Source organism: Streptomyces sp. NPDC022910 (genome assembly GCF_055561075.1).
Genome location: NZ_JBVHHL010000021.1, coordinates 37,337 through 59,983, shown reverse-complemented (window position 1 = coordinate 59,983; position 22,647 = coordinate 37,337). Strand labels below are relative to the sequence as shown.

General features: G+C 71.3%; 21 protein-coding genes, 1 tRNA gene and 1 pseudogene. 12 read left to right on the top strand and 11 right to left on the bottom strand.

Going from position 1 to position 22,647, the window contains the following annotated elements; all coding sequences use genetic code 11:
* Positions 1-8: 8 nt before the first annotated feature.
* The 7 genes and pseudogenes from ACZ3TS_RS21135 (at position 9) to ACZ3TS_RS21105 (ending at position 8,011) form a co-directional block, all read left to right on the top strand.
* Positions 9-797 (top strand): MIP/aquaporin family protein, encoded by a 789-nt coding sequence (locus ACZ3TS_RS21135; RefSeq protein ID WP_467619996.1) that lies wholly within the window; start codon positions 9-11, stop codon positions 795-797.
* Between the two features lie 85 nt (positions 798-882).
* A complete protein-coding gene (gene glpK / locus ACZ3TS_RS21130; RefSeq protein ID WP_467619993.1) occupies positions 883-2,442 on the top strand; it encodes a glycerol kinase GlpK in 1,560 nt (519 codons plus the stop codon).
* Positions 2,443-2,448: 6 nt separating this feature from the next.
* Entirely contained in the window at positions 2,449-4,056 is a 1,608-nt protein-coding gene (locus tag ACZ3TS_RS21125; RefSeq protein ID WP_467619991.1) for a glycerol-3-phosphate dehydrogenase/oxidase, read from the top strand.
* Positions 4,057-4,499: 443 nt separating this feature from the next.
* Positions 4,500-5,261 (top strand): nucleoside phosphorylase, encoded by a 762-nt coding sequence (locus ACZ3TS_RS21120; protein ID WP_467619988.1) that lies wholly within the window; start codon positions 4,500-4,502, stop codon positions 5,259-5,261.
* Positions 5,258-6,030, top strand: a pseudogene (locus ACZ3TS_RS21115) (amidohydrolase family protein); the annotation flags it as partial. The gene ACZ3TS_RS21120 and the pseudogene ACZ3TS_RS21115, both read left to right, overlap by 4 nt.
* Positions 6,031-6,187: 157 nt before the next feature.
* Complete coding sequence (locus ACZ3TS_RS21110) at positions 6,188-6,859, top strand: FadR/GntR family transcriptional regulator (RefSeq protein WP_467619986.1); 672 nt, start codon at positions 6,188-6,190, stop codon at positions 6,857-6,859.
* 180 nt (positions 6,860-7,039) lie between these two features.
* Positions 7,040-8,011 (top strand): PAC2 family protein, encoded by a 972-nt coding sequence (locus ACZ3TS_RS21105; protein ID WP_467619984.1) that lies wholly within the window; start codon positions 7,040-7,042, stop codon positions 8,009-8,011.
* 301 nt (positions 8,012-8,312) lie between these two features.
* Here ACZ3TS_RS21105 and mshC read toward each other — a convergent pair whose 3' ends face one another.
* The 5 genes from mshC to ACZ3TS_RS21080 form a co-directional block, all read right to left on the bottom strand.
* A complete protein-coding gene (gene mshC, locus ACZ3TS_RS21100; RefSeq protein ID WP_467619982.1) occupies positions 8,313-9,542 on the bottom strand; it encodes a cysteine--1-D-myo-inosityl 2-amino-2-deoxy-alpha-D-glucopyranoside ligase in 1,230 nt (409 codons plus the stop codon).
* A gap of 120 nt (positions 9,543-9,662) precedes the next feature.
* Complete coding sequence (locus ACZ3TS_RS21095; protein ID WP_467619980.1) at positions 9,663-10,481, bottom strand: SCO1664 family protein; 819 nt, start codon at positions 10,479-10,481, stop codon at positions 9,663-9,665.
* Positions 10,445-11,035 (bottom strand): DUF3090 domain-containing protein, encoded by a 591-nt coding sequence (locus ACZ3TS_RS21090; RefSeq protein WP_467619978.1) that lies wholly within the window; start codon positions 11,033-11,035, stop codon positions 10,445-10,447. The genes ACZ3TS_RS21095 and ACZ3TS_RS21090 overlap by 37 nt, the downstream gene beginning before the upstream one ends.
* 109 nt (positions 11,036-11,144) lie before the next feature.
* A complete protein-coding gene (locus tag ACZ3TS_RS21085) occupies positions 11,145-11,831 on the bottom strand; it encodes a histidine phosphatase family protein (protein ID WP_467619976.1) in 687 nt (228 codons plus the stop codon).
* Positions 11,832-11,854: 23 nt separating this feature from the next.
* Positions 11,855-11,980 (bottom strand): hypothetical protein, encoded by a 126-nt coding sequence (locus ACZ3TS_RS21080; protein WP_467619975.1) that lies wholly within the window; start codon positions 11,978-11,980, stop codon positions 11,855-11,857.
* Positions 11,981-12,004: 24 nt separating this feature from the next.
* Here ACZ3TS_RS21080 and corA point away from each other — a divergent pair, with 24 nt between their 5' ends.
* A complete protein-coding gene (corA, locus tag ACZ3TS_RS21075) occupies positions 12,005-13,003 on the top strand; it encodes a magnesium/cobalt transporter CorA (protein ID WP_467619973.1) in 999 nt (332 codons plus the stop codon).
* Between the two features lie 43 nt (positions 13,004-13,046).
* On the opposite strand, the gene ACZ3TS_RS21070 is transcribed toward corA, so the two are convergent.
* Entirely contained in the window at positions 13,047-13,835 is a 789-nt protein-coding gene (locus ACZ3TS_RS21070; protein WP_467619971.1) for a ferritin-like domain-containing protein, read from the bottom strand.
* A gap of 217 nt (positions 13,836-14,052) precedes the next feature.
* Positions 14,053-15,108, bottom strand: a complete 1,056-nt coding sequence (locus tag ACZ3TS_RS21065; protein WP_467619970.1) for an LLM class F420-dependent oxidoreductase — start codon at positions 15,106-15,108, stop codon at positions 14,053-14,055.
* A 157-nt stretch (positions 15,109-15,265) separates the two neighbouring features.
* Between ACZ3TS_RS21065 and ACZ3TS_RS21060 the strand changes: the two genes are divergently transcribed.
* Together ACZ3TS_RS21060 and ACZ3TS_RS21055 are read left to right on the top strand one after the other, a co-directional pair.
* Positions 15,266-16,249 carry an aldo/keto reductase gene (locus ACZ3TS_RS21060; RefSeq protein WP_467619968.1) on the top strand — a complete coding sequence of 328 codons (984 nt, stop codon included), beginning with the start codon at positions 15,266-15,268 and terminating at the stop codon, positions 16,247-16,249.
* Positions 16,234-18,429 carry a helix-hairpin-helix domain-containing protein gene (locus ACZ3TS_RS21055; protein ID WP_467620097.1) on the top strand — a complete coding sequence of 732 codons (2,196 nt, stop codon included), beginning with the start codon at positions 16,234-16,236 and terminating at the stop codon, positions 18,427-18,429. The genes ACZ3TS_RS21060 and ACZ3TS_RS21055 overlap by 16 nt, the downstream gene beginning before the upstream one ends.
* A gap of 149 nt (positions 18,430-18,578) precedes the next feature.
* Here the strand turns inward: ACZ3TS_RS21055 and ACZ3TS_RS21050 are convergent, their stop codons facing one another.
* Positions 18,579-19,271 (bottom strand): hypothetical protein, encoded by a 693-nt coding sequence (locus tag ACZ3TS_RS21050; RefSeq protein ID WP_467619965.1) that lies wholly within the window; start codon positions 19,269-19,271, stop codon positions 18,579-18,581.
* Between the two features lie 47 nt (positions 19,272-19,318).
* On the opposite strand from ACZ3TS_RS21050, the gene ACZ3TS_RS21045 reads away from it, so the two are divergent.
* Positions 19,319-19,507: a DUF5703 family protein gene (locus ACZ3TS_RS21045; protein WP_005485166.1), complete on the top strand. Its 189-nt coding sequence runs from the start codon at positions 19,319-19,321 to the stop codon at positions 19,505-19,507.
* Between the two features lie 133 nt (positions 19,508-19,640).
* Here the strand turns inward: ACZ3TS_RS21045 and ACZ3TS_RS21040 are convergent, their stop codons facing one another.
* The 3 genes from ACZ3TS_RS21040 to ACZ3TS_RS21030 form a co-directional block, all read right to left on the bottom strand.
* Positions 19,641-20,441, bottom strand: a complete 801-nt coding sequence (locus ACZ3TS_RS21040; RefSeq protein ID WP_467619963.1) for a chaplin — start codon at positions 20,439-20,441, stop codon at positions 19,641-19,643.
* 157 nt (positions 20,442-20,598) lie between these two features.
* Positions 20,599-20,832 (bottom strand): chaplin ChpH, encoded by a 234-nt coding sequence (gene chpH, locus ACZ3TS_RS21035; RefSeq protein ID WP_329508865.1) that lies wholly within the window; start codon positions 20,830-20,832, stop codon positions 20,599-20,601.
* A gap of 188 nt (positions 20,833-21,020) precedes the next feature.
* Positions 21,021-22,346: a M20/M25/M40 family metallo-hydrolase gene (locus tag ACZ3TS_RS21030; RefSeq protein ID WP_467619960.1), complete on the bottom strand. Its 1,326-nt coding sequence runs from the start codon at positions 22,344-22,346 to the stop codon at positions 21,021-21,023.
* Between the two features lie 186 nt (positions 22,347-22,532).
* On the opposite strand from ACZ3TS_RS21030, the gene ACZ3TS_RS21025 reads away from it, so the two are divergent.
* Positions 22,533-22,617 (top strand) — tRNA-Leu (locus ACZ3TS_RS21025).
* Positions 22,618-22,647: the final 30 nt, after the last annotated feature.

Sequence of the window (22,647 nt, the reverse complement as noted above, 5' to 3'; positions counted from 1 at the left end):
AGTCGCGGGTGTCCAGCTCCGACATCTTCATCGGCGAGACCATCGGTACCGCCATACTCATCCTGCTCGGCGGCGGCGTCTGCGCCGCAGTGACGCTGAAGGCCTCCAAGGCCCGTAACGCCGGCTGGCTCGCCATCGCTTTCGGGTGGGGTTTCGCCGTTCTGACGGCGGTCTACACCTCGGCACCTCTCTCCGGTGCCCACCTCAACCCTGCGGTGACTCTCGCGCTCGCCATCAAGGACGGCGACTGGAGCAACGTCCCGGTCTACTGGGCCGGCCAGCTGCTCGGCGCCATGATCGGTGCGGCCCTGGTCTGGGTCGCCTACTACGGCCAGTTCCACGCCCACCTCACCGACAGGGAGATCGTCGGGGGCCCGGGGGCGCAGGACACCAAGGCCGTCGAGGCCCAGGAGACCCAGGCCGGTCCGGTGCTCGGCATCTTCTCCACCGGTCCCGAGATCCGGAACGCGGCGATGAACCTCGCCACCGAGATCATCGGCACGATCGTCCTGGTCCTCGCCGTGCTGACGCAGGGCCTCAACGACAAGGGCAACGGTCTCGGCACCCTGGGTGCCCTGATCACCGCGCTGGTGGTCGTCTCCATCGGCCTGTCGCTCGGTGGCCCGACCGGCTACGCGATCAACCCGGCCCGCGACCTCGGTCCGCGCATCGTGCACGCTCTGCTTCCCCTGCCCAACAAGGGCGGCTCCGACTGGGGCTACGCCTGGATCCCCGTCGCCGGTCCGCTGATCGGCGGCGCGATCGCCGCAGGCATATACAACGTCGCCTTTGCTTGAGAGAACTGAGCTTCTCCGGGCATCGCCTCTCAGCACCGCGCCGTAAAGACCGCCCCACTTATCCACGGAATTCCAGGAGCACACCGTGACCGACGCACACACCGCCGGCATCGCATCCCACGGCCATGGGCCGTTCATCGCCGCCATCGACCAGGGCACGACGTCCTCGCGCTGCATCGTCTTCGACAGGGACGGCCGTATCGTCTCCGTCGACCAGAAGGAGCACGAGCAGATCTTCCCGAAGCCGGGCTGGGTCGAGCACAACGCCACCGAGATCTGGACCAACGTCCAGGACGTCGTCGCCGGAGCCATCGAGAAGGCCGGCATCACCCGGGACGACATCAAGGCCATCGGTATCACCAACCAGCGCGAGACCACCGTGCTGTGGGACAAGAACACCGGTGAGCCCGTCCACAACGCCATCGTCTGGCAGGACACCCGTACCGACGCGCTCTGCAAGGAGCTCGGCCGCAACGTCGGCCAGGACCGCTTCCGCCGCGAGACCGGTCTGCCGCTGGCCTCCTACTTCGCCGGTCCGAAGGCCCGCTGGCTGCTCGACAACGTCGAGGGCCTGCGCGAGCGCGCCGAGGCGGGCGACATCCTCTTCGGCACCATGGACACCTGGGTCATCTGGAACCTCACCGGTGGTGTCAACGGCGGCCACCACGTCACCGACGTGACCAACGCCTCCCGCACCCTGCTGATGAACCTGCACACCATGCAGTGGGACGAGAAGATCGCCGAGTCCATCGGCGTCCCGCTCACGATGCTGCCCGAGATCCGCTCGTCAGCCGAGGTGTACGGCGAGATCACCGGCGGGCGCCTCGGGGAGCTGCTCGGCGGCATCCCGGTCGCCTCCGCGCTCGGCGACCAGCAGGCGGCCCTGTTCGGCCAGACCTGTTTCTCCGAGGGCGAGACCAAGTCCACGTACGGCACCGGCACCTTCATGGTGATGAACACCGGTGACAAGATCATCAACTCCTACTCGGGCCTGCTGACCACGGTCGGCTACCAGATCGGCGACCAGAAGCCGGTCTACGCCCTGGAGGGCTCCATCGCGGTCACCGGTTCCCTGGTGCAGTGGATGCGCGACCAGATGGGCCTGATCAAGACCGCCGCCGAGATCGAGACGCTCGCGCTCTCGGTCGAGGACAACGGCGGCGCCTACTTCGTGCCGGCCTTCTCCGGACTGTTCGCCCCGTACTGGCGCTCGGACGCCCGCGGTGTGATCGCCGGTCTGACCCGGTACGTCACCAAGGCGCACCTCGCGCGCGCCGTCCTGGAGGCGACCGCCTGGCAGACCCGTGAGATCGCGGACGCCATGACCAAGGACTCGGGTGTCGAGCTGTCGACGCTCAAGGTCGACGGTGGCATGACCTCCAACAACCTGCTGATGCAGACGCTCTCGGACGTCCTGGACGCGCCGGTGGTGCGCCCGATGGTCGCCGAGACCACCTGCCTCGGCGCGGCCTACGCCGCCGGTCTCGCCGTCGGCTTCTGGAACAGCACCGACGACCTGCGCGCCAACTGGCGCCGGGCCGCCGAGTGGACGCCCCACATGGACGCGGAGACCCGCGACCGTGAGTACAAGAGCTGGCTCAAGGCCGTCGAGCGGACCATGGGCTGGATCGAACACGAGGAGTAAAAAGCAATGACCACCCTGCAGAGTGTCCCGGCTCTGGGCACGCACCCGCCCTACGGCTCGGGCCCGAGCCGCGCCGAGACCCGGGAGCAGTTGTCCAGGGCGACATTCGACCTCCTGGTGATCGGCGGCGGAATCCTGGGCATCTCCACGGCCTGGCATGCCGCGCAGTCGGGCCTGCGGGTGGCGCTGGTGGACGCCGGCGACTTCGCCGGCGCCACCTCCTCCGCCTCCTCCAAGCTTCTCCACGGCGGACTGCGCTACCTGCAGACCGGCGCGGTGAAGCTGGTGGCGGAGAACCACTTCGAGCGCCGTGCGGTCTCCCGTCAGGTGGCCCCCCACCTGGCGAACCCGCTCACGTTCTACCTCCCCGTGTACAAGGGCGGGCCGCACGGCGCGGCGAAGCTCGGGGCGGGCGTCTTCGCCTACTCCGCGCTGTCGGCGTTCGGTGACGGCGTCGGTCACCTGCTCTCGCCGGCCAAGGCGCAGCAGGACGTGCCGGAGCTGCGCACCGAGAACCTGAAGGCCGTGGCGGTGTACGGCGACGACCAGATGAACGACGCGCGCATGGCGCTGATGACGGTCCGCGCGGCCGTCGACGCGGGCGCCGTCGTCCTCAACCACGCCGAGGTCACCGGACTGCGCCTCACCAGGGGCCGAGTCACCGGCGCCGAGCTGAAGGACGGGCTCTCCGGCGACGAGTTCGGTGTCGACGCGCGGCTGGTGCTGAACGCGACCGGCCCGTGGGTGGACCATCTGCGCAGGCTGGAGGACCCGAACGCGGCGCCCTCCATACGCCTGTCCAAGGGAGTGCACCTGGTCCTCAAGCGCACCTCACCCTGGAAGGCGGCGCTCGCGACGCCGATCGACAAGTACCGCATCACCTTCGCCCTCCCCTGGGAGGACATGCTGCTGCTCGGCACCACCGACGAGCAGTACGAGGCAGACCCGGCCGAGGTCGCGGTCAACGACAAGGACATCGCACAGATCCTCGACGAGGCCGCCTTCTCGGTCCGCGACCAGCAGCTGCGGCGCGACCTCATCACCTACGCCTTCGCCGGTCTGCGAGTGCTGCCGGGCGGCCCCGGTGACACCGCCAAGGCCAAGCGCGAGACCGTCGTCACCGAGGGCCCAGGCGGCATGCTGTCCGTCGCGGGCGGCAAGTGGACCACGTTCCGGCACATCGGACGTACGGTCATGAAGAAGCTGGAGGCCCTGCCGGGCCGCCCGCTCGGCGACGACTTCGAACCGATCTCCACGCTGCCGAAGCGGCTGCCGCTGCCGGGCATCGCCAACCCGCGCGCGATCGCGCACCGCCTGGTCGTGGACGGTCCGGCACCCGGCCCGCGCATGGCGCCCGACACCGCCAAGCACCTGGCGACCCACTACGGCTCGCTGGCCTTCGACATCGCTCGGCTGGCCAACGAGAACCCGGAGCTGGGCGAGCGTGTCCACCCGGACGCCCCGGAGATCTGGGCGCAGGTCGTCTACGCCCGGGACCACGAGTGGGCCGAGACGGTGGACGACGTGCTGCGCCGCCGCACCACCCTGACGATCCGCGGTCTGGCCACGGACGACGTGCGCGCCAAGGTGCAGGACCTGCTCGACAAGGAGTAGGTCCCTGCAACAAGGGGCGGCTTCCCGCACGAAGCCGCCCCTTTCTCATGCGCCCGTGCCGCGCCCGTACCACGGGGTGCCGCGTATCCGGCGCGGCTCGGCGACCTCCCTCAACTCCCCCGAGCGCGCGGCCGAGGGCTCCGGCGGGCCGCTGATCGCGGACATGCACGGGCAGGCGGTGGCCGATACCGGGATACGAGGCGAAGGTGAATCAGCCCTTAGGGCTCCCTTAGGGCCACATCTGGGGGCAAGGCGGGCTACAACACGCCCTTGGGCACCATCGAGGGGGCGGTCGCCGACCATCCGCAGCTCGATCGTTCCCCACAGCGGGCAGTCGACGGCCGCGCAGATCGAGACGTTGCAGCGGTTTGTACGGTATCCGGTGTGGCATGCGTGTTCGCCGCGCGCCGCCCCGCGGACCGCCGACCCACCGGAGTCGCCTCATGACGCAGGACCTGTCGCCCGTCACCCGCATCCCCCACAGCGGGCTCCCCCCGTACGCCGTCGTCGTCGGCGACCCGGCGCGCGCGGCAACGGTGGCCACGCTGCTCGACGGGGCCGAGGAGGTCTCGTACCACCGCGAGTACCGGGTGTTCACAGGGAGCTGGAAGGGCCTGCCGGTGACGGTCGCCTCGCACGGGGTGGGCGCGCCGGGCGCGATCCTGCTCTTCCGGGAGCTGGCGGACGCGGGGGTCCGCACGTTCCTGCGGCTGGGCACGGCGGGTGCGATGAAACCGGACATCGGCGACGGCGACCTGGTGATCGCCGAGGCCGCCGTGCGGGACGACGGCGTGACCCAGCAGCTGCTGCCGCCCGAGTATCCCGCGGTGTCCGCGCCCGAGGCGGTCCTCGCGCTGCAGCGCGCGGCCCGGGAGGCGGGAGTTGCGCACCACCGGGGGATCGTGTGGACCCGGGCAGCTTTCCAGCCGGGACTGATCCCGCTGAACGCGTACGACGGGGCGGGGCTCGCAGCGATCGAGATGGAGCTGTCGGCGCTGCTGGTGACGGCCTCCCTGCGCGGGCTGGTCGCGGGCGGCGTGCTCGTCGTGGACGGCGCCAACGCCGACGAACTGGTCGACGAGGAGGCGGCCTTCTCGACGGGCGGCTACGACCCGTACCGCGAGGTCGTGGCCCGGGGAGTGGAGCACGGCGCGGTCGTCTCGCTGGAGGCGCTGCGGCTGCTGGCGGAGGAGTTCCCGGCATGAGCGAGCGCATCGATCTGCTGATGCACGGCGGCGACGTCCTGACGGTCGACGATGCCGGAACCGTCGTGCGCGACGGGGCCGTCGCCGTCAGCGGGGGCAGCATCGTCGCCGTGGGCGGGGCCGAGGAGCTGCGGGCGCGGTACACGGCCGAGGAGGACATCGACGCGGCGCGCTGTCTCGTCCTGCCGGGTCTTCTCAACACCCATACGCACTTGGCGATGACGTTCCTGCGCGGCCGCGCCGACGACGTCTCGCTCCAGGGTTTCCTGGAACCCCCGACGGCAGGGCGTACGAGGAGCGCCTGGAGTGGGCGCGCCGGGACCTGACCGCGCGCACGCCTTCCGCGCCCGGCGTGCGGCGGGTGCTGTTCGCGCACTCGGTCTACACGCTCGGCCCCGGCCGGCTCACCGAGATCGGCGCGCTGGCGCGGGAGTTCGGGGCGCTGCTGCACATCCACGCCGGGGAGAACGCGACCGAGGTCGCCACCGTCGAGGAGCGCTACGGCAAGCGTCCGGTGGAGCTGCTCGACTCGCTGGGCCTGCTCGGCCCCGACCTGCTGCTCGCGCACGCCGTCGAACTGACCGACCCGGGGATCGCGGCGCTGGCCCGTACGGGCACCTCGGTGGCGCACTGTCCGGTGTCCAACCTGAAGCTGGGCTGCGGGATCGCTCCCGTGCCGCGGCTGCTGAGCGCGGGGGTGACCGTCGGCCTCGGCACGGACGGCGCGGTCAGCTCCAACACGCTCGACGAGGCGGCCGCGCTGGCGGAGCCGGAGGCGCTGGTCTGAGCCGGCCCGGAGGTGTCGTGGAGCCGGTGTGTGGCGACGGTTTCCCGAGGTGACCTAGGGATTCCCCTCCCCGTTCAGCCCACTGAACCCCCATAATGACCTGAGACATCGGATGTCTGAGCGAACAGGGAGGCCCGCCATGGCAGTCACCGATGAGGCGATCGAGAAGATCAAGGGAATGATCGTCTCCGGCGCGCTGCGGCCCGGCGACCGCCTGCCCAAGGAGAGCGAGCTCGCCGCCGACCTCGGACTGTCCCGCAACTCCCTGCGCGAGGCCGTGCGCGCCCTGTCGCTGATCCGGATCCTCGATGTGCGGCAGGGCGACGGCACGTATGTGACGAGCCTCGATCCCCAGCTCCTGCTGGAGGCACTGAGCTTCGTCGTCGACTTCCACCGCGACGACACCGTGCTGGAGTTCCTCGCGGTGCGCCGCATCCTGGAGCCGGCCGCCACGGCCATGGCGGCCGCGCGCATCAGCGAGCAGCAACTGGACGCACTCACGGCCCAGTTGGACAAGCTGGGGCCTGAACCTTCGGTGGACGAGCTGGTCGCCAGCGACCTGGAGTTCCACCGGGGCATCGTGCAGAGCTCCGGCAACTCGGTGCTCTGTTCGCTGCTCGACGGCCTGTCCGGACCCACCACCCGGGCCCGGATCTGGCGCGGCCTGACGCAGGAGGACGCGGTCAGCCGCACCCTGCACGAGCACCGCGCGATCCTCGGTGCGCTGCGGGACCGTGACGCGGAAGCGGCCCGTTCCTGGGCAACCGTGCACATCGCCTCCGTCGAGCAGTGGCTGCGCTCGACGCTTTGACCCCTCGGAGGTATGGACCACCTGAGGGGGCGGGTGGCCCGGGGTGGCGATCATGGGTGTCCGACGGCCTCGGACGGGGCAGTCATCCGTTCACTCCCCCGTGCAAGGGGGCTGCGGGCGCCCCCGCCGAACGCCGTAAGGTTGGGACGTACGCGAGGGCACGTCGGAAGGAGGCACTGGGTGATCGAGCTCGAGGGGGTTCCCGAGCTGATCGACCCGGTCATGGTGGCCGCGTTCGAGGGCTGGAACGATGCCGGCGACGCCGCCTCCACCGCGGTCGCGCATCTGGACAAGGAGTGGAAGGGCGAGGTGTTCGCGGCGCTGGACGCCGAGGACTACTACGACTTCCAGGTGAACCGCCCCACCGTGTTCATGGAGGCCGGCGTCCGTAAGATCACCTGGCCCACGACCCGGCTCTCGGTGGTCCGCGTCGGCGGCGAGAAGCCCCGCGACCTGGTACTGGTCCGCGGAATCGAACCGTCGATGCGCTGGCGCTCGTTCTGCAACGAGCTGCTGGGCTTCGCCCACGAGCTGGGAGTGGAGCTGGTGGTGATCCTCGGAGCCCTGCTCGGAGACACCCCGCACACGCGTCCGGTCCCGATCAGCGGAACCACGTCCGACGCGGACCTGGCCCGCCGGATGGACCTGGAGGAGACCAAGTACGAGGGGCCCACGGGCATCGTGGGCGTTCTGCAGGAGGCGTGCACGCACGCGGGCGTCCCGGCGGTCTCCCTGTGGGCGGCAGTACCGCACTATGTGTCGCAGCCGCCGAACCCGAAGGCCACGCTGGCCCTGCTCAACCGCCTGGAGGACCTGCTCGACCTGCGCATTCCGCTCGGTGAACTGCCGGAGGACGCGCGCGCCTGGCAGCTCGGGGTGGACCAGCTGGCCGCCGAGGACAGCGAGGTCGCCGAGTACGTCCAGACGCTCGAGGAGGCGCGGGACACCGCCGAGCTGCCCGAGGCGTCGGGCGAGGCGATCGCCCGCGAGTTCGAGCGGTATCTGCGCCGACGGGACGGCAACCCGCCCGGCGGGCACGCCACGGCGGACGGCGACACCGGCCCGTTCCGGCGGGACAACCCCGGCGGTCGTACGCGGCCTCCGAAGCCGCCGCGGCCGGGCGGCGAGGACGAGGACTCGTCGGAGGACTGACAGGGCGGTGCGCACCGGCGCACCGCGCTCGCTCGATGCGCATCACCCGTCCACGGGCTTCCCACGCGTCGACGGCTGTCACGGCGTACGTCATGTCGGGTGTCGCGGTCGTCGTGAACCGCGCGTTGGGCAGGTACAGCCGGTCGCGGTGGGCGGCCCCGTGGTCGGGACGACGAGGGTCGGGTCGGTGACACGGCGCCGGAAGACGCCGCTTCGCCCGTCGGGCGCGAGCGCGGACCGGCGGCGAGCGGCGCCGGGCGTCCCCGCCCGGCGCCGCTCTCCTGTGGTTCGGAAGGCAGGCTCAGAGAGCCACGCCGAGCAGCGCGTCCACAGCACGCGAGACCACGCCGGGCGCCCCCGTGTCCGTGCCGCCGCTCTGCTGCTGGAGCTCCACCCAGCGGTCGACCGCTGCGAGCGCGGACGGTGCGTCCAGGTCGTGCGCGAGGGCCTCGCGGATCTCCTCGACGAGCGCCTCCGCGGGCGGGCCGTCGGGCCGGGAGACGGCGGAGCGCCAGCGCTCGAGCCGCGCCTCGGCGTCCCGCAGGACCTGGTCGGTCCACTCCCAGTCGGACCGGTAGTGGTGGGCGAGCAACGCGAGCCGGATCGCGGCCGGGTCGACGCCGTCGCGCCGGAGCCGGGACACGAAGACCAGGTTGCCCTTGGACTTCGACATCTTCTCGCCGTCCAGCGCCACCATGCCGGCGTGGACGTAGGCCTTGGCCATCGGGTACTCGCCGGTCAGCACCTGCGCGTGCGAGGCACCCATCTCGTGGTGCGGGAAGGCGAGGTCGGAGCCGCCGCCCTGCACGTCGAAGCCCATGCCCAGGTGGTCGAGGGCGATGGCGACACACTCGATGTGCCAGCCGGGCCGGCCGCGGCCCAGTGAGCCGCCGTCCCAGCTGGGCTCGCCCTCACGTGCGGCCATCCAGAGCATCGGGTCGAGCGGGTTCTTCTTGCCCGGGCGGTCCGGGTCGCCGCCGCGTTCCGCGGACAGCAGGCGCATGGCGGCGGCGTCCAGGTTGGACACCTTTCCGAAGTTCGGGTCGGACTCCACCGAGAAGTAGGTGTCGCCCTCGAGTTCGTACGCCGCTCCGGCGTCCCTGAGGCGCTCGACGAGCGGCACGATACCGGGTATCGCCTCCACGGCGCCTATGTAGTGCTTCGGGGGGAGCATCCGCAGGGCGGTCATGTCCTCGCGGAAGAGCGCCGTCTCCTTCTCGGCGAGGGCGACCCAGTCGATGTCGTCGCGCCGCGCCCGCTCGAGAAGCGGATCGTCGACGTCGGTCACGTTCTGGACGTAGTGCACCTGCCGCTTGTTGTCGAGCCACACGCGCTGAACGAGGTCGAACGCGTTGTAGGTCGCCGCGTGACCCATGTGGGTCGCGTCGTACGGGGTGATGCCGCAGACGTAGATACGGGCGACGGGACCGGGTTCGAGGGTGACGAGGCCGCCGGTCGCGGTGTCGTGGATCCTCAGGTCGCGGCCCTGACCAGGCAGGGCGGGGACCTCGGAAGCGGGCCAGGCATGCATGTCATGAGCCTAACCGGCCGGAAGTTCCGCATACGAACCGGACCGGTCCGGATGGCCGGGAAGGCGTTGTTGTGCGTTGCCTCCCGGTGTGCATGCCGGTGCGCCGGCACCGGCCGCGTCTCACACCGGCGGCCACGGAATGGCCGGCCACTCCCCGGTGGGCTCCGGGTGCCTGCCCGACTCCAGCAGGGCCTCCACCCGTACCCGCGTGGCCCGCACCTCGGCCGCGGTCAGCAGCTCGGCCAGCCGCAGGGCAAGGGCCGAGTCCTCCTGCAGGAGCTCCTTCAGCCCCTTGAGCACCTCGACCGCCTCCCCCGTCAGTGGCTCCCCGGCCCACCCCCACAGCAGCGTGCGCAGCTTGTTCTCGCTGTTGAAGGTGACCCCGTGGTCGATGCCGTACAGGCGGCCCTCGCCGGCGGGCAGCAGATGGCCGCCCTTGCGGTCGGCGTTGTTGATGACCGCGTCGAGCACGGCCAGACGCCGCAGCCGCTCGTCGTCGGCATGCACGAGCAGGGCCGTCTTCCCCTCACCGACGTCGGCGAGGCCGATGGCCTTCCAGCCGTCCTCCGGTTCCTCGCCGTCCACCAGGGCGAGCAGCTCGGCCTCGGGCTGCGCCTCGATCCACAACTGGCACATGCCCTGGCCGTACGGGCCGTCGCGCAGCACCGTGGGCGGCACGAGGCCCCAGCCGGTCGCCTCGGACACCTCGTAGGCGGCGACCTCACGCTGTGCCAGTGTGCCGTCGGGGAAGTCCCACAGGGGCCGCTCGCCGGCGACGGGCTTGTAGATGCAGGCGGCCTCCTGGCCGTCGGAGGAGACCGTGCAGTACAGCGCCGCGTTGGACGCGTCGCGGATGCGTCCGACCACGGCCAGCTCGCCCTCGGCGAGCAGTTCGGCCGTGGTCACGCTCCGCGGCGGTATCCGTTCTGGCGCGGACATACGTGTCCTTCCGGGTCGAGCGGGAGGCTGCACAGCGGGCAGGGCGGCCGGCCTGCGTTGACGACGTCGAGGGCGCGCTTGGCGAAGGCCCTGGCCTGCGCGCCGGTGAGCCGGACCCGCAGCATCGGCGGACCGTTCTCCTCGTCCTGCAAGAGCCGCTCCTCGGCCTCGGCGAGGTCCTCCTCGGAATCGGCATCCAACTCGACGAGGGCCTGAGCCTCGACGATCATGCGCTGCTCCTCGCCGTCCCAGGCCAGAGCCATGGTGCCGACGCGGAACTCCTCCTCGACGGGGGTCTCGAGAGGAGCCGTGTCGCTGATCTCCGTGGGGGCCATGGCGGGGACGGCCGCGCTGCCGCCACTGCGGCGCACGACCTCGTCGAGAAGCTCGTCCATGCGCTCGGCGAGCGCCGCGACCTGGGTCTTCTCGAGGGCCACGCTGGTCACCCGGGGTCCGGCCGAGGCCTGCAGGAAGAAGGTACGGCGCCCGGGCAGCCCGACCGTGCCGGCCACGAAGCGGTCCGGGGGGTCGTAGAGATACACCTGACGGGACACGTCCTGTCTCCATTGGATCGGGATCGGGACAGGCTGACCGCGCCGTCCCGCTTCCTTTGCTGACAACTACTGCGCTGGTGCGATCGCTTCACCCTACTGCGGCCGACGATCACGGTGCGCCCGCACCGCCCCCGACCGTGGCGTCCGAACCGGAGGGTTCCTCACGTGGCACGAGGGAGGTGAAATCGCCGGTGTCCCCGAGACGAACGAGAAATGGCCTCAGGCGTGTGTAACGGATCGCGGTGATGGAACACGGTTCGACGGAGATCCGCTGGAAGAGGTCGAGATGAAGTCCGAGTGCGTCCGCGACAAGCGACTTGATGATGTCACCGTGCGAGCACATGAGGTACACGGCGTCGGCCCCGTGGTCGCGCTCCACTCGCTCGTTCCACTCCCGTACCGCCTCCGCGGCCCGGCTCTGCATGGCGCGCATCGACTCGCCGCCGGGGAACGCGGCCGCCGAGGGATGCGCCTGCACGACCTCCATCAGCGGCTCGTCCTTCAGCTCGGCGAGCTTGCGGCCGGACCAGTCGCCGTAGTGGCACTCGCCGATCCGCTCGTCGGTGTGCGCGCGCAGTGCGGGACGGGCGTCGAGCAACGGCTGGACGGTCTCCTGACAGCGTTGCAGGGGGCTCGTGACGACCTCGGCGATCGGCAGGTCGGCGAGCCTTCCGGGAAGGGCCGCGGCCTGTTCGGCGCCGCGCTCGTCGAGGGCGACGCCGGGCGTCCAGCCGGCGAGGAGTCCCGAGGTGTTGGCGGTGGAGCGTCCGTGCCGGACGAGGATCAACGTGGGCATGACGCCCAGCCTAAAGGGAGGCCTCACCAGCCGGGCCCGCCGTGCGGGCGGCGTCCGGCGGGGGTGACGGAGGAGCGCCGCAGGGTCACCGCACCGGCGGCGGGGCTCGGGAGGCGGGCGAGCGAGCGGTGCTCGGCATGCGGCGGCACCCAGCGGACGGGAGACTACGCTCCGTGATCATCGACTGCGCCATCTACCGCGCCGGACAGCGGACCGAGGGCCCCCAGGATCTCTCCGACTCCCTGGACGAGGCGCGAGCCTCATCGGACGCCTTCTTGTGGATCGGTCTGCACGAACCGACGGAGAACGAGTTCGACCTGGTCACCAAGGAGTTCGGGCTCCATTCGCTGGCCGTCGAGGACGCGCTGAAGGCGCACCAGCGGCCCAAGCTGGAGGTGTACGACGACTCGCTGTTCATAGTGCTGAAGCCCGTGTCGTACGAACCGCACAGCGACACCGTCTCCACCGGCGAGCTGATGATCTTCCTCGGTGACTCCTTCGTGGTCACCGTGCGCCATGGTGAGCACATGCCGCTCGGGGTCGTCCGGCGTCATCTGGAGGAGCAGCCGCAGATGCTGCGGCACGGGCCGACGGGGGTGCTGTACTCGATCGCGGACTCGATCGTCGACCACTACCTGGACGTCGCGACCGAGCTGCAGACCGACCTGGAGGAGCTGGAGGCCGAGGTCTTCTCGCCCTCGGGCGGCGGATCGCGGCACACGGCCTCGCGGATCTACACGTTCAAGCGGCAGATCCTGGAGTTCCGGCGGGCGACGGTCCCCCTGGCGCCGCCGCTGTCCCGGCTGGCGGGACAGGGGGCCTACGGAGCGACGGTGCCGTTCGTCCAGGAGAAGTCACGGCCCTTCTTCCGTGACGTCTACGACCACTTGATGCGGGTGAACGAGTCGGTGGAGGCCCTGGACCGGCTGGTCTCCGACGTCCTCTCCGCGCATCTGGCGCAGATGAGCGTCCGGCAGAACGACGACATGCGGAAGATCTCGGCGTGGGCGGCGATGGCCGCGGTCCCGACCATGATCGCGGGGATCTACGGGATGAACTTCGCCCATATGCCGGAGCTGCACTGGATCTGGTCGTACCCGGCGGTGATCCTGGTGATGGCGGCCCTCGAGGTCCTGCTGTACCGGCTGTTCAAGCGGCGGGGCTGGATGTGACGGAATTCCGCCGCCCGTGGCCCACCGGCAGGGGGCGGGTGGCTCAGGCCGCCCCGGGAGCCGGGGTGGCGGGCCCGCCGAGCGCGTTGCGCCGCTCCGGCATGCTCAGGGTCACCATCCGCCGCCAGCCCGCCAGCCGCTCGTAGGCGTACACCGCGCGGATACCGGCCGCGAGGACTGCCGACTTGGCCCTCGACCAGCCGAGGATGCGCCCCATGTGGGTCATGACCGCGAGGCTGACGTCCCGGTGGATGCGTATCTCGGCGAGCGCGCACTCGCGCAGCGTGCGCTGGATGAACCGGCCGTGTCCGGCGGCCGCGAAGCGCAGCAGTTCCTCGTGGGAGTACGCCAGGTGGTTGTCCTCGTCACTGGAGATCACGCGGACGGCCCTGCCGACGTCCGGATGGTCCGCGAAGTACGTGCGCAGCAGCGCCATCTGCTCGGCGGCGCGCTGTTCGGTGACCCTGCTGTGCGCCAGGTAGGTGACGACGTCCTGCACCGTGAGCGGCTGGTCGGCCTTGAGCTTCGTGTGCGCGAGACCGATGCCGTGCCGCTCCAGAAGCATCGTGTAGTCGGTCTCCGGGGGCACCGGAACGGGTTCCAGACCGCGCTTCTTCATCAGCGCGTTGAAGATCCGCCCGTGCTTGTCCTCGTCCGCACCATGGCGGGTGATCTTGGGGGCGAGCCCCCGCTCGCTCGCCGGGACGAGTGCGGCGATCCGCCCGTTCTCCCAGCCCCCCTGCGACTCCCCACTGGCCGCGATGGAGCAGAACAGCCGGAAGGAGTCGTCGTTGTCGAGGATCTCCTGGAACAGACTCTTGGCCGAAAGCATGATGGGCACCTCTCTGCCGGACTCCGCAAAGAAAAAGTCAAATGCGGCCGCGGAGGTGCTGCAACATCTGTGCGGGGAGGCTGCGCCGAACGGAGGACCACCCGGCTCGTACCCGGCGCCGTAACCGCACGGGTCCCGGCGCGTTGTTCCCGATGACGGCCGTGGCGGGGAAGACCCCCCGAGCCCCCACCACGGCCGTGGAGACCATCCGCTCCGGTCAGGCGAGTCCGGCCCGCTCCAGGGCCTCGGACCCGGCCCGGAGCGAGGCGAGGCGCTCATCCAGGGTGAAGCCCGCGGGCGCCAGCGTGAGCGTGGTGACGCCGGCCGCGGCGTAGGCCTTCATGCGGTCGGCGATGCGGTCGACGGAGCCCAGCAGGGTGGTCCGGTCGATCAGCTCGTGCGGGACGGCGGCCGCGGCGCCCTGCTTGTCGCCGGACAGGTACGTGTCCTGGATCTCGGTGGCCGCCTTCTCGTACCCCATGCGCCGGGCGAGCTGGTTGTAGAAGTTCTGCTTGCGGCTGCCCATGCCGCCGACGTAGAGGGCGGTGTAGGGGCGGAAGGCGTCGGCGAGCGCGGCCACGTCCTTGTCGTCGCCGACCGCGAGCGGGAGCGTGGGGCAGACGTCGAAGCCGTCGAGCGTCTTGCCCGCCTTCTCGCGCCCGGCGCGCAGGTACTTGATCGCGGTGTCCTCGAGGTGCTCGGCCGAGGGGAAGATGAGCAGGGCCCCGTCGGCGATCTCGCCGGTCTGTTCCAGGTTCTTGGGGCCGATCGCGGCGATGTAGAGCGGGATGTGCTCGCGCTGGGGGTGCACGGTCAGCTTGATCGGCTTGCCGGGGCCGCCGGGCAGCGGGAGGGTCCAGTGCTCACCCTCGTACGACAGCCGCTCGCGCGTCATCGCCTTGCGTACGATCTCCACGTACTCCCGGGTGCGGGCCAGCGGCTTGTCGAACTTGACGCCGTACCAACCCTCGGAGACCTGCGGCCCGGAGACGCCGAGACCGAGGCGGAAACGCCCGCCGGAGAGCGAGTCCAGGGTGGCGGCGGTCATCGCGGTCATCGCGGGCTGGCGGGCCGGGATCTGGAAGATGGCCGAGCCGACGTCGATGCGTTCGGTCCGGGCGGCGACCCAGGTGAGTACGGTGGCCGCGTCGGAGCCGTACGCCTCGGCGGCCCAGCACACCGCGTATCCGAGCCGGTCGGCCTCCTGGGCCACGGCGAGGTTGTCCGCGTCCATTCCGGCGCCCCAGTAGCCGAGGTTGATCCCGAGCTGCATGGCCGATTCCCCTTACCGATCAGTAACGTCCCTTGTGGGCAGACCTTAGCGCGGGGTGCGTCCGGATGGGAGGGCGGTCGTCACCCCCCGGCGGTGCGGGAAATCGGTTATCCACAGGTCCCCCACGAGGCAAGTTGAGGCCGTAATCTCGGCGTTCATGGAGCAGAGGCATCTCGGCCGTACCGGCCTTCGTGTGTCCCGGATCGGACTCGGCACCCTGACGTGGGGGCGCGACACGGACGAGCACGACGCCGCGGACCAGTTGAAGGTCTTCTGGGAGGCGGGCGGAACCCTCGTCGACACGGCGGATGTGTACGGGGACGGGGAGGCCGAGTATCTGCTCGGACAGCTCATGGACGGGCTCGTGCCACGCCGCGACCTGGTCATCTCCACGAAGGCGGGCAGCGTACCCGACCCCGACCGCCGCTTCGACGGCTCGCGGGGCCATCTGCTCGCCGCGCTGGACGCCTCGCTCGCCCGCCTCGGCACGGACTACGTCGACCTGTGGCACATCCACGCCTTCGACCCCCACACCCCGCTGGAGGAGACCCTGCAGACACTCGACCTGGCGGTCACCAGCGGCCGGGCGCGGTACGCGGGCGTGTCCAACTTCTGCGGCTGGCAGCTCGCGAAGGCGGCGACATGGCAGCTCGCCGCGCCGGGCATACGGACCCGCATCGCCAGTACGCAGATGGAGTACTCGCTGCTGCAGCGCGGCGTGGAGCGCGAGGTGCTGCCGGCGGCACTGGACCTCGGGGTCGGACTGCTGCCCTCCTCCCCGCTGGGCCGGGGCGTGCTGACCGGCAAGTACCGGCAGGCGACGCCGGCCGACTCACGCGGGGGCTCGGAGCACATGGCCCCGTTCGTCGCGCCCTACCTGGACGACACCGCCAGCAGCATCGTCGACGCGGTGCAGACGGCCGCCGACGGGCTCTCCGCGACGCCGCTCCAGGTGGCGCTGGCATGGGTCCGCGACCGGCCGGGCGTGGCCGCCCCGATCGTCGGCGCCCGCAACGCACAGCAGCTCACGGCGGCGTTGTCAGTGGAGGCGCTTAGTCTTCCTGACGAGATCTGCCGGGCGCTGGACGACGTGTCGGCCCCGGTGCACCGCTATCCCGATCACGACTGGAGCACGCTGTGACCACGGACCCGGAGAGCACGGAGACGGCCCCCCGGCCGGAAGACGGGGCCCGGGCCGGCGCGGACGGTGCCGCGGAATCGGCAACGCCCGGCGGCGAGGGCTCGGCGGCCTCGCCCTCCGGCGCCGAGGGCGACACCGCCGCCCCTCAGGTGTCCGAGGCCGAGGCCGAGCTGGCCGCCCAGCGGATCGAGCGGGAGCGGATCGAGCGGCGCAAGGCCGAGAAGAAGGAACCGGTCGAGGCCGGCGGAAAGCTCAGCGGGAAGGCCGCCGACCTGCTCGCGGCCGTGCGGGCCGTGGAGAGCGGCGAAAAGCCGGTGTCGAGCGCCTTCAGCGAGTCGGCTCCCGCTCCGCGCCGCCCCGCCCCCGAGCCCCTGCCGCGCACGCCGTCCGTCCCGGTGCCGGTGACCACGGCGGCCCCCGACGCGGAGGTCCTCGCGGCCGTGCGCGCCGTCCTGACCGAGGGGGGCGCCCCCGACACGCTCGCGCCCCAGATCGCCGCGGCCCTCGGCGAGGGAGCGGACGCGCGCCTGCGTGCGGACCCCTGGCAGTTGCTGCGGGTCGCCGGGGTGCGACCCGAGCAGGCCGACGGCTTCGCCCGGGCGCTGCTCGGCGCCGAGTGCCGGCCGGACGACGAGCGACGGGCCCGCGCGGTCACGGTCTGGCTGCTGGAGCAGGCGGCCCTGGCCGGGCACACCGCACTGGAGGTCCCGGCCCTCGAGGCCGCGCTCGCCCAGCGTTCGGTGCCGGACCCCGACGCGGCTGTGCAGAGCACGATCAGCGAGGGCGAGGTCCTGGTCTTCCAGGACGCGCTGGAGACGTCCGCACCGGGCGAGGAAGAAGGCGAGGGCGAGGGCGAGGACCGCCCGGTCCGCGTCCTCATCGGCCTGGAGCGGTACGCGCTCGCGGAGGAGAGCCTCGCCGACGGGCTGGCCCGGCTGATCAACTCCGTGCCGAAGGAGGACCGTTCGGCCCAGGAATGGGAGCGGGCGGCCCGGTCGGCGCACGGCTCCGCCGGGGAGCTGATCCGCGCGGCAGCGGGCCACGGCCTGGTGCTCCACACCGGCGGGGAGGCCTCGCACATCGAGCCGGCGACGCTGCTGCATGCGGCGCGCGGACTCGGGTTGCGCGCCTGGGCCGCCACGCACAGCCCGGTCGGCCGTGACCTGTTCGCCGCGCTGTCGGCGCGGCTCGACCTCCCGGACACTGCCGCGGAGTGGACACCCCCGGCGCCGGCCACGGTGGCGGGTCTGCTGTCCGGTGCCGAGGGGCCGGGCCGGGACGCGGACGGTGCGCTGGACCTGGACCTGCTCATCGTCCTGGACGCACCCCAGCTCGACGTCGAGACGGCGGCGCTGCTCACCGAGTCGCTGCCCGACGGCGCCCGCCTGGTGCTCAGCGGCGACCCGGGAGTGCTGTGGTCGGCCGGTCCCGGGCGGGTGTTCGCCGATCTGCTCGCCGCCCGCGCCTGCCCGCAGATCGCCTCGCGGACCCCCGATGCGGGCCCGATCGGCGAGCTGGTCTCCGCGATCGGTATCGGTGAGCTCCCGCAGGTCGACGCGCCCGGTAAGGAGGTCGTGATCGTGCCGGTGCGGGACGCCGGCGAGGCGGTGCACCGGACCGTGCAGCTGGTCGCGGACTCCGTGCCGCGGGCGATCGGCATCCCGTCCCAGGAGACACAGGTGATCACGCCGGGCCACGGCGGCGCGGCCGGGACCCGTGCGCTCAACTCGGCGCTCAAGGAGCGGCTCAATCCCGGCCCCGGCCGCTTCGGGGGCTTCGACCCCGGTGACCGGATCGCCTACTCTCCGGCACCGGGCCGTACGCTGGCGGGCCATGTCGTCAAGGCGGACGCCGAGGGTCTGCACCTGGAGTGCGGGGGTGCCCCCGTCGTCGTACCGAAGGAGCGCGTGGAGCAGTCCGTGCGGCACGGCTGGGCGCTGACCGCGCACCAGGCTGTGGGGCAGCGGTGGCCCGCGGTGGTCGTGGTGCTGCCCGGTGACGCCGCGCAGGCGCTCAGTCGGCCCTGGGTGTACACGGCCTTCGGCCGGGCGGGCCGCCATCTGTCCGTCGTGCACGGGGTGGAGCAGGCGCTGCCACGAGCGGTGGCCGAGATCCCGGCCAAGCCCCGGACCACCCGCCTGCCCCCGCTGCTGCGGGCCCAGGTCCCGGCCTCCGGCTGAGGGCGGCAGGTTCTTTCTCCGCCGGGGCAGCGATCCACCACGACAGTGGATCTTGGCGGTGCCGAACCGGCCTCGGGCCGTTCGGCACCGTCACCCGGCAGCGGCTCGCAACGGGCGGCAACACCGGGGAGCCTCCCGCCGGGCACGCGCTAGCGCTCGGCGTCCAGCGGCTCCAGGTCCTCGTCCTCGTCCAGCTCCGGATCGGGCCCGAGGTCCTCCTCCAGATCGTCGTCGTCCGACTCGTCGTCGAAGACCGCGCTGACGTCGAAGCGGCAGACGACCCGTTGCGGATCGATCTGCTCGAACGGCGTCTCCAGCCATTCGCCCGGCTCCGCCGGTTCGTCCGCAGCCGTCACCCACAGCGTGGAGTCGCCCTCCTCGAGACCGAACTCCTTGTGCCGGGAGGCGATCTCGTCCGGTTCGAACTCCCCGAACAGGAGCCCGAGCGCGCCGTGGACGGTGCCGGCCGACGACTGCAGCACACCCTCCTCATCCGCGGCATCGACGCGCTGTGCCTGCGCCAGCAGCCGCTGCGGCTCCACCACCGAGTAGTCCCGGCGGATCAGCACGCTCAGCGCGTTCGGTTCCTCGGGGCCCGTGTACGGCGGCAGCGCCTCCTCCGCGCCGGGGATCTCGAAGGGCGTGACCTCGTCGTAGCGGTCATACAGCAGTTCGTCGTACTCCTCGGCCGCCGCGGCCAGCTCGTTGAACGCCTCGTAGACGGCCGGGTCGTCCTCACCCGTCCTGCGCTCGACCGCGGCCAGGTGGCGATCGAGCGCGGTCTTGACCGCCTCGGCGGCGGCGCGTACCTCGGCAGCTGTGGGCTGCGCAGCATCAGACATAGTGCAGACGCTATCCGTACCGGGCCCCAGCCCGCACAATAGATGCGATGCCGGAATACGAATTTGTCGACGTGTACGTACCGCGCGGGGTCTCCCGCAAGGACGCCACACGTCTGCTGACGGACCATGCCGAGTACGGACACTGGGAGTTGGACCGCCTGAGCCTGCTGCGTGACGGCAGCCGCAGGGTGCGGTTGCGCCGACGGATCATCCGCCAGGTGCGCGCGACGTGGTGAGCGAAAGCGGCTGAATCGGATCGGGCCCCGCGTGTGCGGGGCCCGATCCGTTTCACAGACCACTGGGGAAGATTGTGGCGCGGTGGTCTGTTATGTGCCGCTTCGGCGGACCGTGCGCCTCGGACCGTCGGTGTCACATGCTCGCGCGCGCCCGGCGGTAGAGCAGCGCGCCGCCGAGCAGCGCGCCCGCACCCGCCGGCACCAGCAGGCCGAGCGGGAGCTGGCTACCGGTGTGGGCGAGCTGTGCCGTGCCCGCGGTCCCGGTGAGGGACTGCGTACCGGGATGGTTGACGTGCCGGGAGCCACCCCCCGGCTGCTGCGGGGTGCCGGGCTGAGCCGGCTGCCCCGGCTGTGTGGGCGTGCCGGGCGGGGTGGTGCCACCCCCGCCACCAGGAGGTGTGGTGCCGCCACCGCCGCCGGGAGGCGTCGTGCCGCCACCGCCGCCCGGAGGGGGGGTGCCGTGCCCGCCGCCGGGCGGGGTCGTCGTGTGACCGCCGCCCGAGGTGTTGGCGCAGTCGTTGCCGGTTGCCGCGTTGCCGAGCCCGCCCACGTTCACGGTGTTGCCGCATACGTTCACGGGAACGTCCACCGGCACCTGCACCTTGTTGCCGGAACCGACGCCGGGCGAGCCGCTGGTGCGCCCGCCCGCGTGGGAGCCGCCGGTGTGGCTGCCCCCGGTGTGGGCGCCACCCCCCTTGTTGACGCACGTGTTGCCCGCTGCCGGGTTGAGCAGCCCGATCACGTTCACGGTGTTGCCGCAGACGTTCACCGGGATGTGCACGGGCGCCTGCACCAAGTTGCCCGACAGCACACCGGGCGAGTCGGTGGCCGATCCGTACGCACCCGAGTCGGCGTGCGCGTAGCCGCCGGTGACGGCGAGGACGCCGGTCGCCGCCGCCACCGTCATCAGGCCCTTGCGGGTGACCTGTCGCATTGCTGATTCCCTGTCTTCGTCGTGGACCTTCTGGAACGCGGCCGCGCGCTGCGTGCGCGAACGCGGAGGAACCGATCGACCCCGGAGCGCAATGCACGCACTCCGGGGCCAACGGACTCAGACCCTCATGGGGCCCCTCATGGGGTGAGGCACAACGTCACTTGTTGATGCAGGTGTTGCCGAAGGCGGGGTTCAGCAGCCCGATCACCGAGATCGTGTTGCCGCAGACGTTCACCGGGACGTGCACCGGCACCTGGACGACATTGCCGGACACGACACCCGGGGAGTGCACGGCGGCACCCTGGGCACCCGAGTCGGCGACGGCCAGACCCGCACCCGCGAGAACCAGACCACCGGTGGCAGCCGCAGCAGCGACGACCTTCTTGATCATTATTCCTCCTTGTTGGCAAAAGCGATCCAAGCCTCGGACCGCACCCCATGTAACGAGGAGGGAGTAATGGAGCTACGAGCTTATGGTCGCATTCACCCGTCCCGGTCGACGCCCGTACGCGCTGGCGAATAGTGCAGTCTCGTTTCAGCGCGCAAACCGGGACGGAACAAGGGGAGTTCGCCGGCTGCTCAGGACGCGTCGATGAACCGGTCGAGGACCCGCACGCCGAACTTCAGCGCGTCCACCGGGACCCGCTCGTCGACACCGTGGAACATGCCCGCGAAGTCCAGCTCCGGCGGCAGCTTCAGCGGAGCGAAGCCGAAGCCCCGAATGCCCAGGTCGTCGAAGGACTTGGCGTCCGTCCCACCGGAGAGCATGTACGGGATCGCCTTCGCCCCCGGGTCCTCTGCCTGCAGCGCGGACTGCATCGCCTCCACCAGCGCGCCGTCGAAGGTGGTCTCGACGGCCTTGTCGGAGTGCACGTCCTCGCGCTTCACATGAGGCCCGAGAATCCGGTCGAGATCCGCGAGGAACTCCTCCTCGAAGCCGGGCAGGAAACGCCCGTCGACGTGCGCGGTGGCCTCTCCCGGGATCACGTTCACCTTGTAACCGGCGTTCAGCTGCGTGGGGTTGGCCGTGTTGCTCAGGGTGGCGCCGATGAGCTTGGCGATGCCCCCGAGCCTGGCCAGGGTCCCCTCCATGTCCTCCGGGTCGAGGTCGGTGCCGAGCGCGTCGCCGAGCTCGTCGAGGAAGGCCCGCGTGGTCTTGGTGACCCGCACCGGGAACCTGTGCCTCCCGAGCCGCGCGACGGCCTCGGACAGCTCGGTGATCGCGTTGTCGCGGTGGATCATCGACCCGTGCCCCGCCGTGCCGGCGACGGTCAGCTTCATCCAGTGCATGCCCTTCTCGGCCGTCTGGATCAGATAGAGCCGCCGCTGCTCGTTCACGGTGAACGAGAACCCGCCCACCTCGCTGATCGCCTCCGTGACCCCCTCGAAGAGGCCGGGGTGTTTGTCGACGAGGTACCGGGCGCCGTAGGTCCCACCGGCCTCCTCGTCCGCGAGGAACGCCAGGACGATGTCGCGCGGCGGCCTGCGCCCGCTGCGCAGCCGGTCGCGGACGACCGCCAGGGTCATGGCGTCCATGTCCTTCATGTCGACCGCGCCGCGCCCCCACACACACCCGTCGGCGATCTCGCCGGAGAACGGGTCGTGCGTCCAGTCCTGTGCGTTGGCCGGTACCACGTCGGTGTGCCCGTGGATGAGCAGCGCGGGCCGCGTGGGGTCCTCGCCCTCGATCCGGGCCACCGTGGAGGCACGGCCCGGGTGCGACTCGAAGATCTGCGGTTCGAGCCCCACCTCGGCGAGCTTCTCGGCGACGTACTCGGCGGCCCGGCGCTCGCCGGGGCCGGAGTGGTCGCCGTAGTTGCTGGTGTCGATCCGGATCAGCTCACGGCAGAGGTCCACGACCTCGTCCTCGCCGGTGACGCTGCTGGCCGTGCCCTTCTCGGTCACGCTGCTTCCTTCCGCTGTCACTGCTGGTGGTCCCCCTCATCCTCCCTCCCATCCCCGCCCCGCCCCAAGGCGGTGCCCGGCCCGTCACACACCGTTCACGCCGGAACGGGGCGTGATCGAACGCCCCCGAAAGCCTGGTAATGTTTCCTTCGTCGCCGCGGGGAAACCCTGCACGGCAGACACCTTGTCCGGGTGGCGGAATGGCAGACGCGCTAGCTTGAGGTGCTAGTGCCCTTTATCGGGCGTGGGGGTTCAAGTCCCCCCTCGGACACGCACCACGAACGGTGTCGACCGGCTCCCG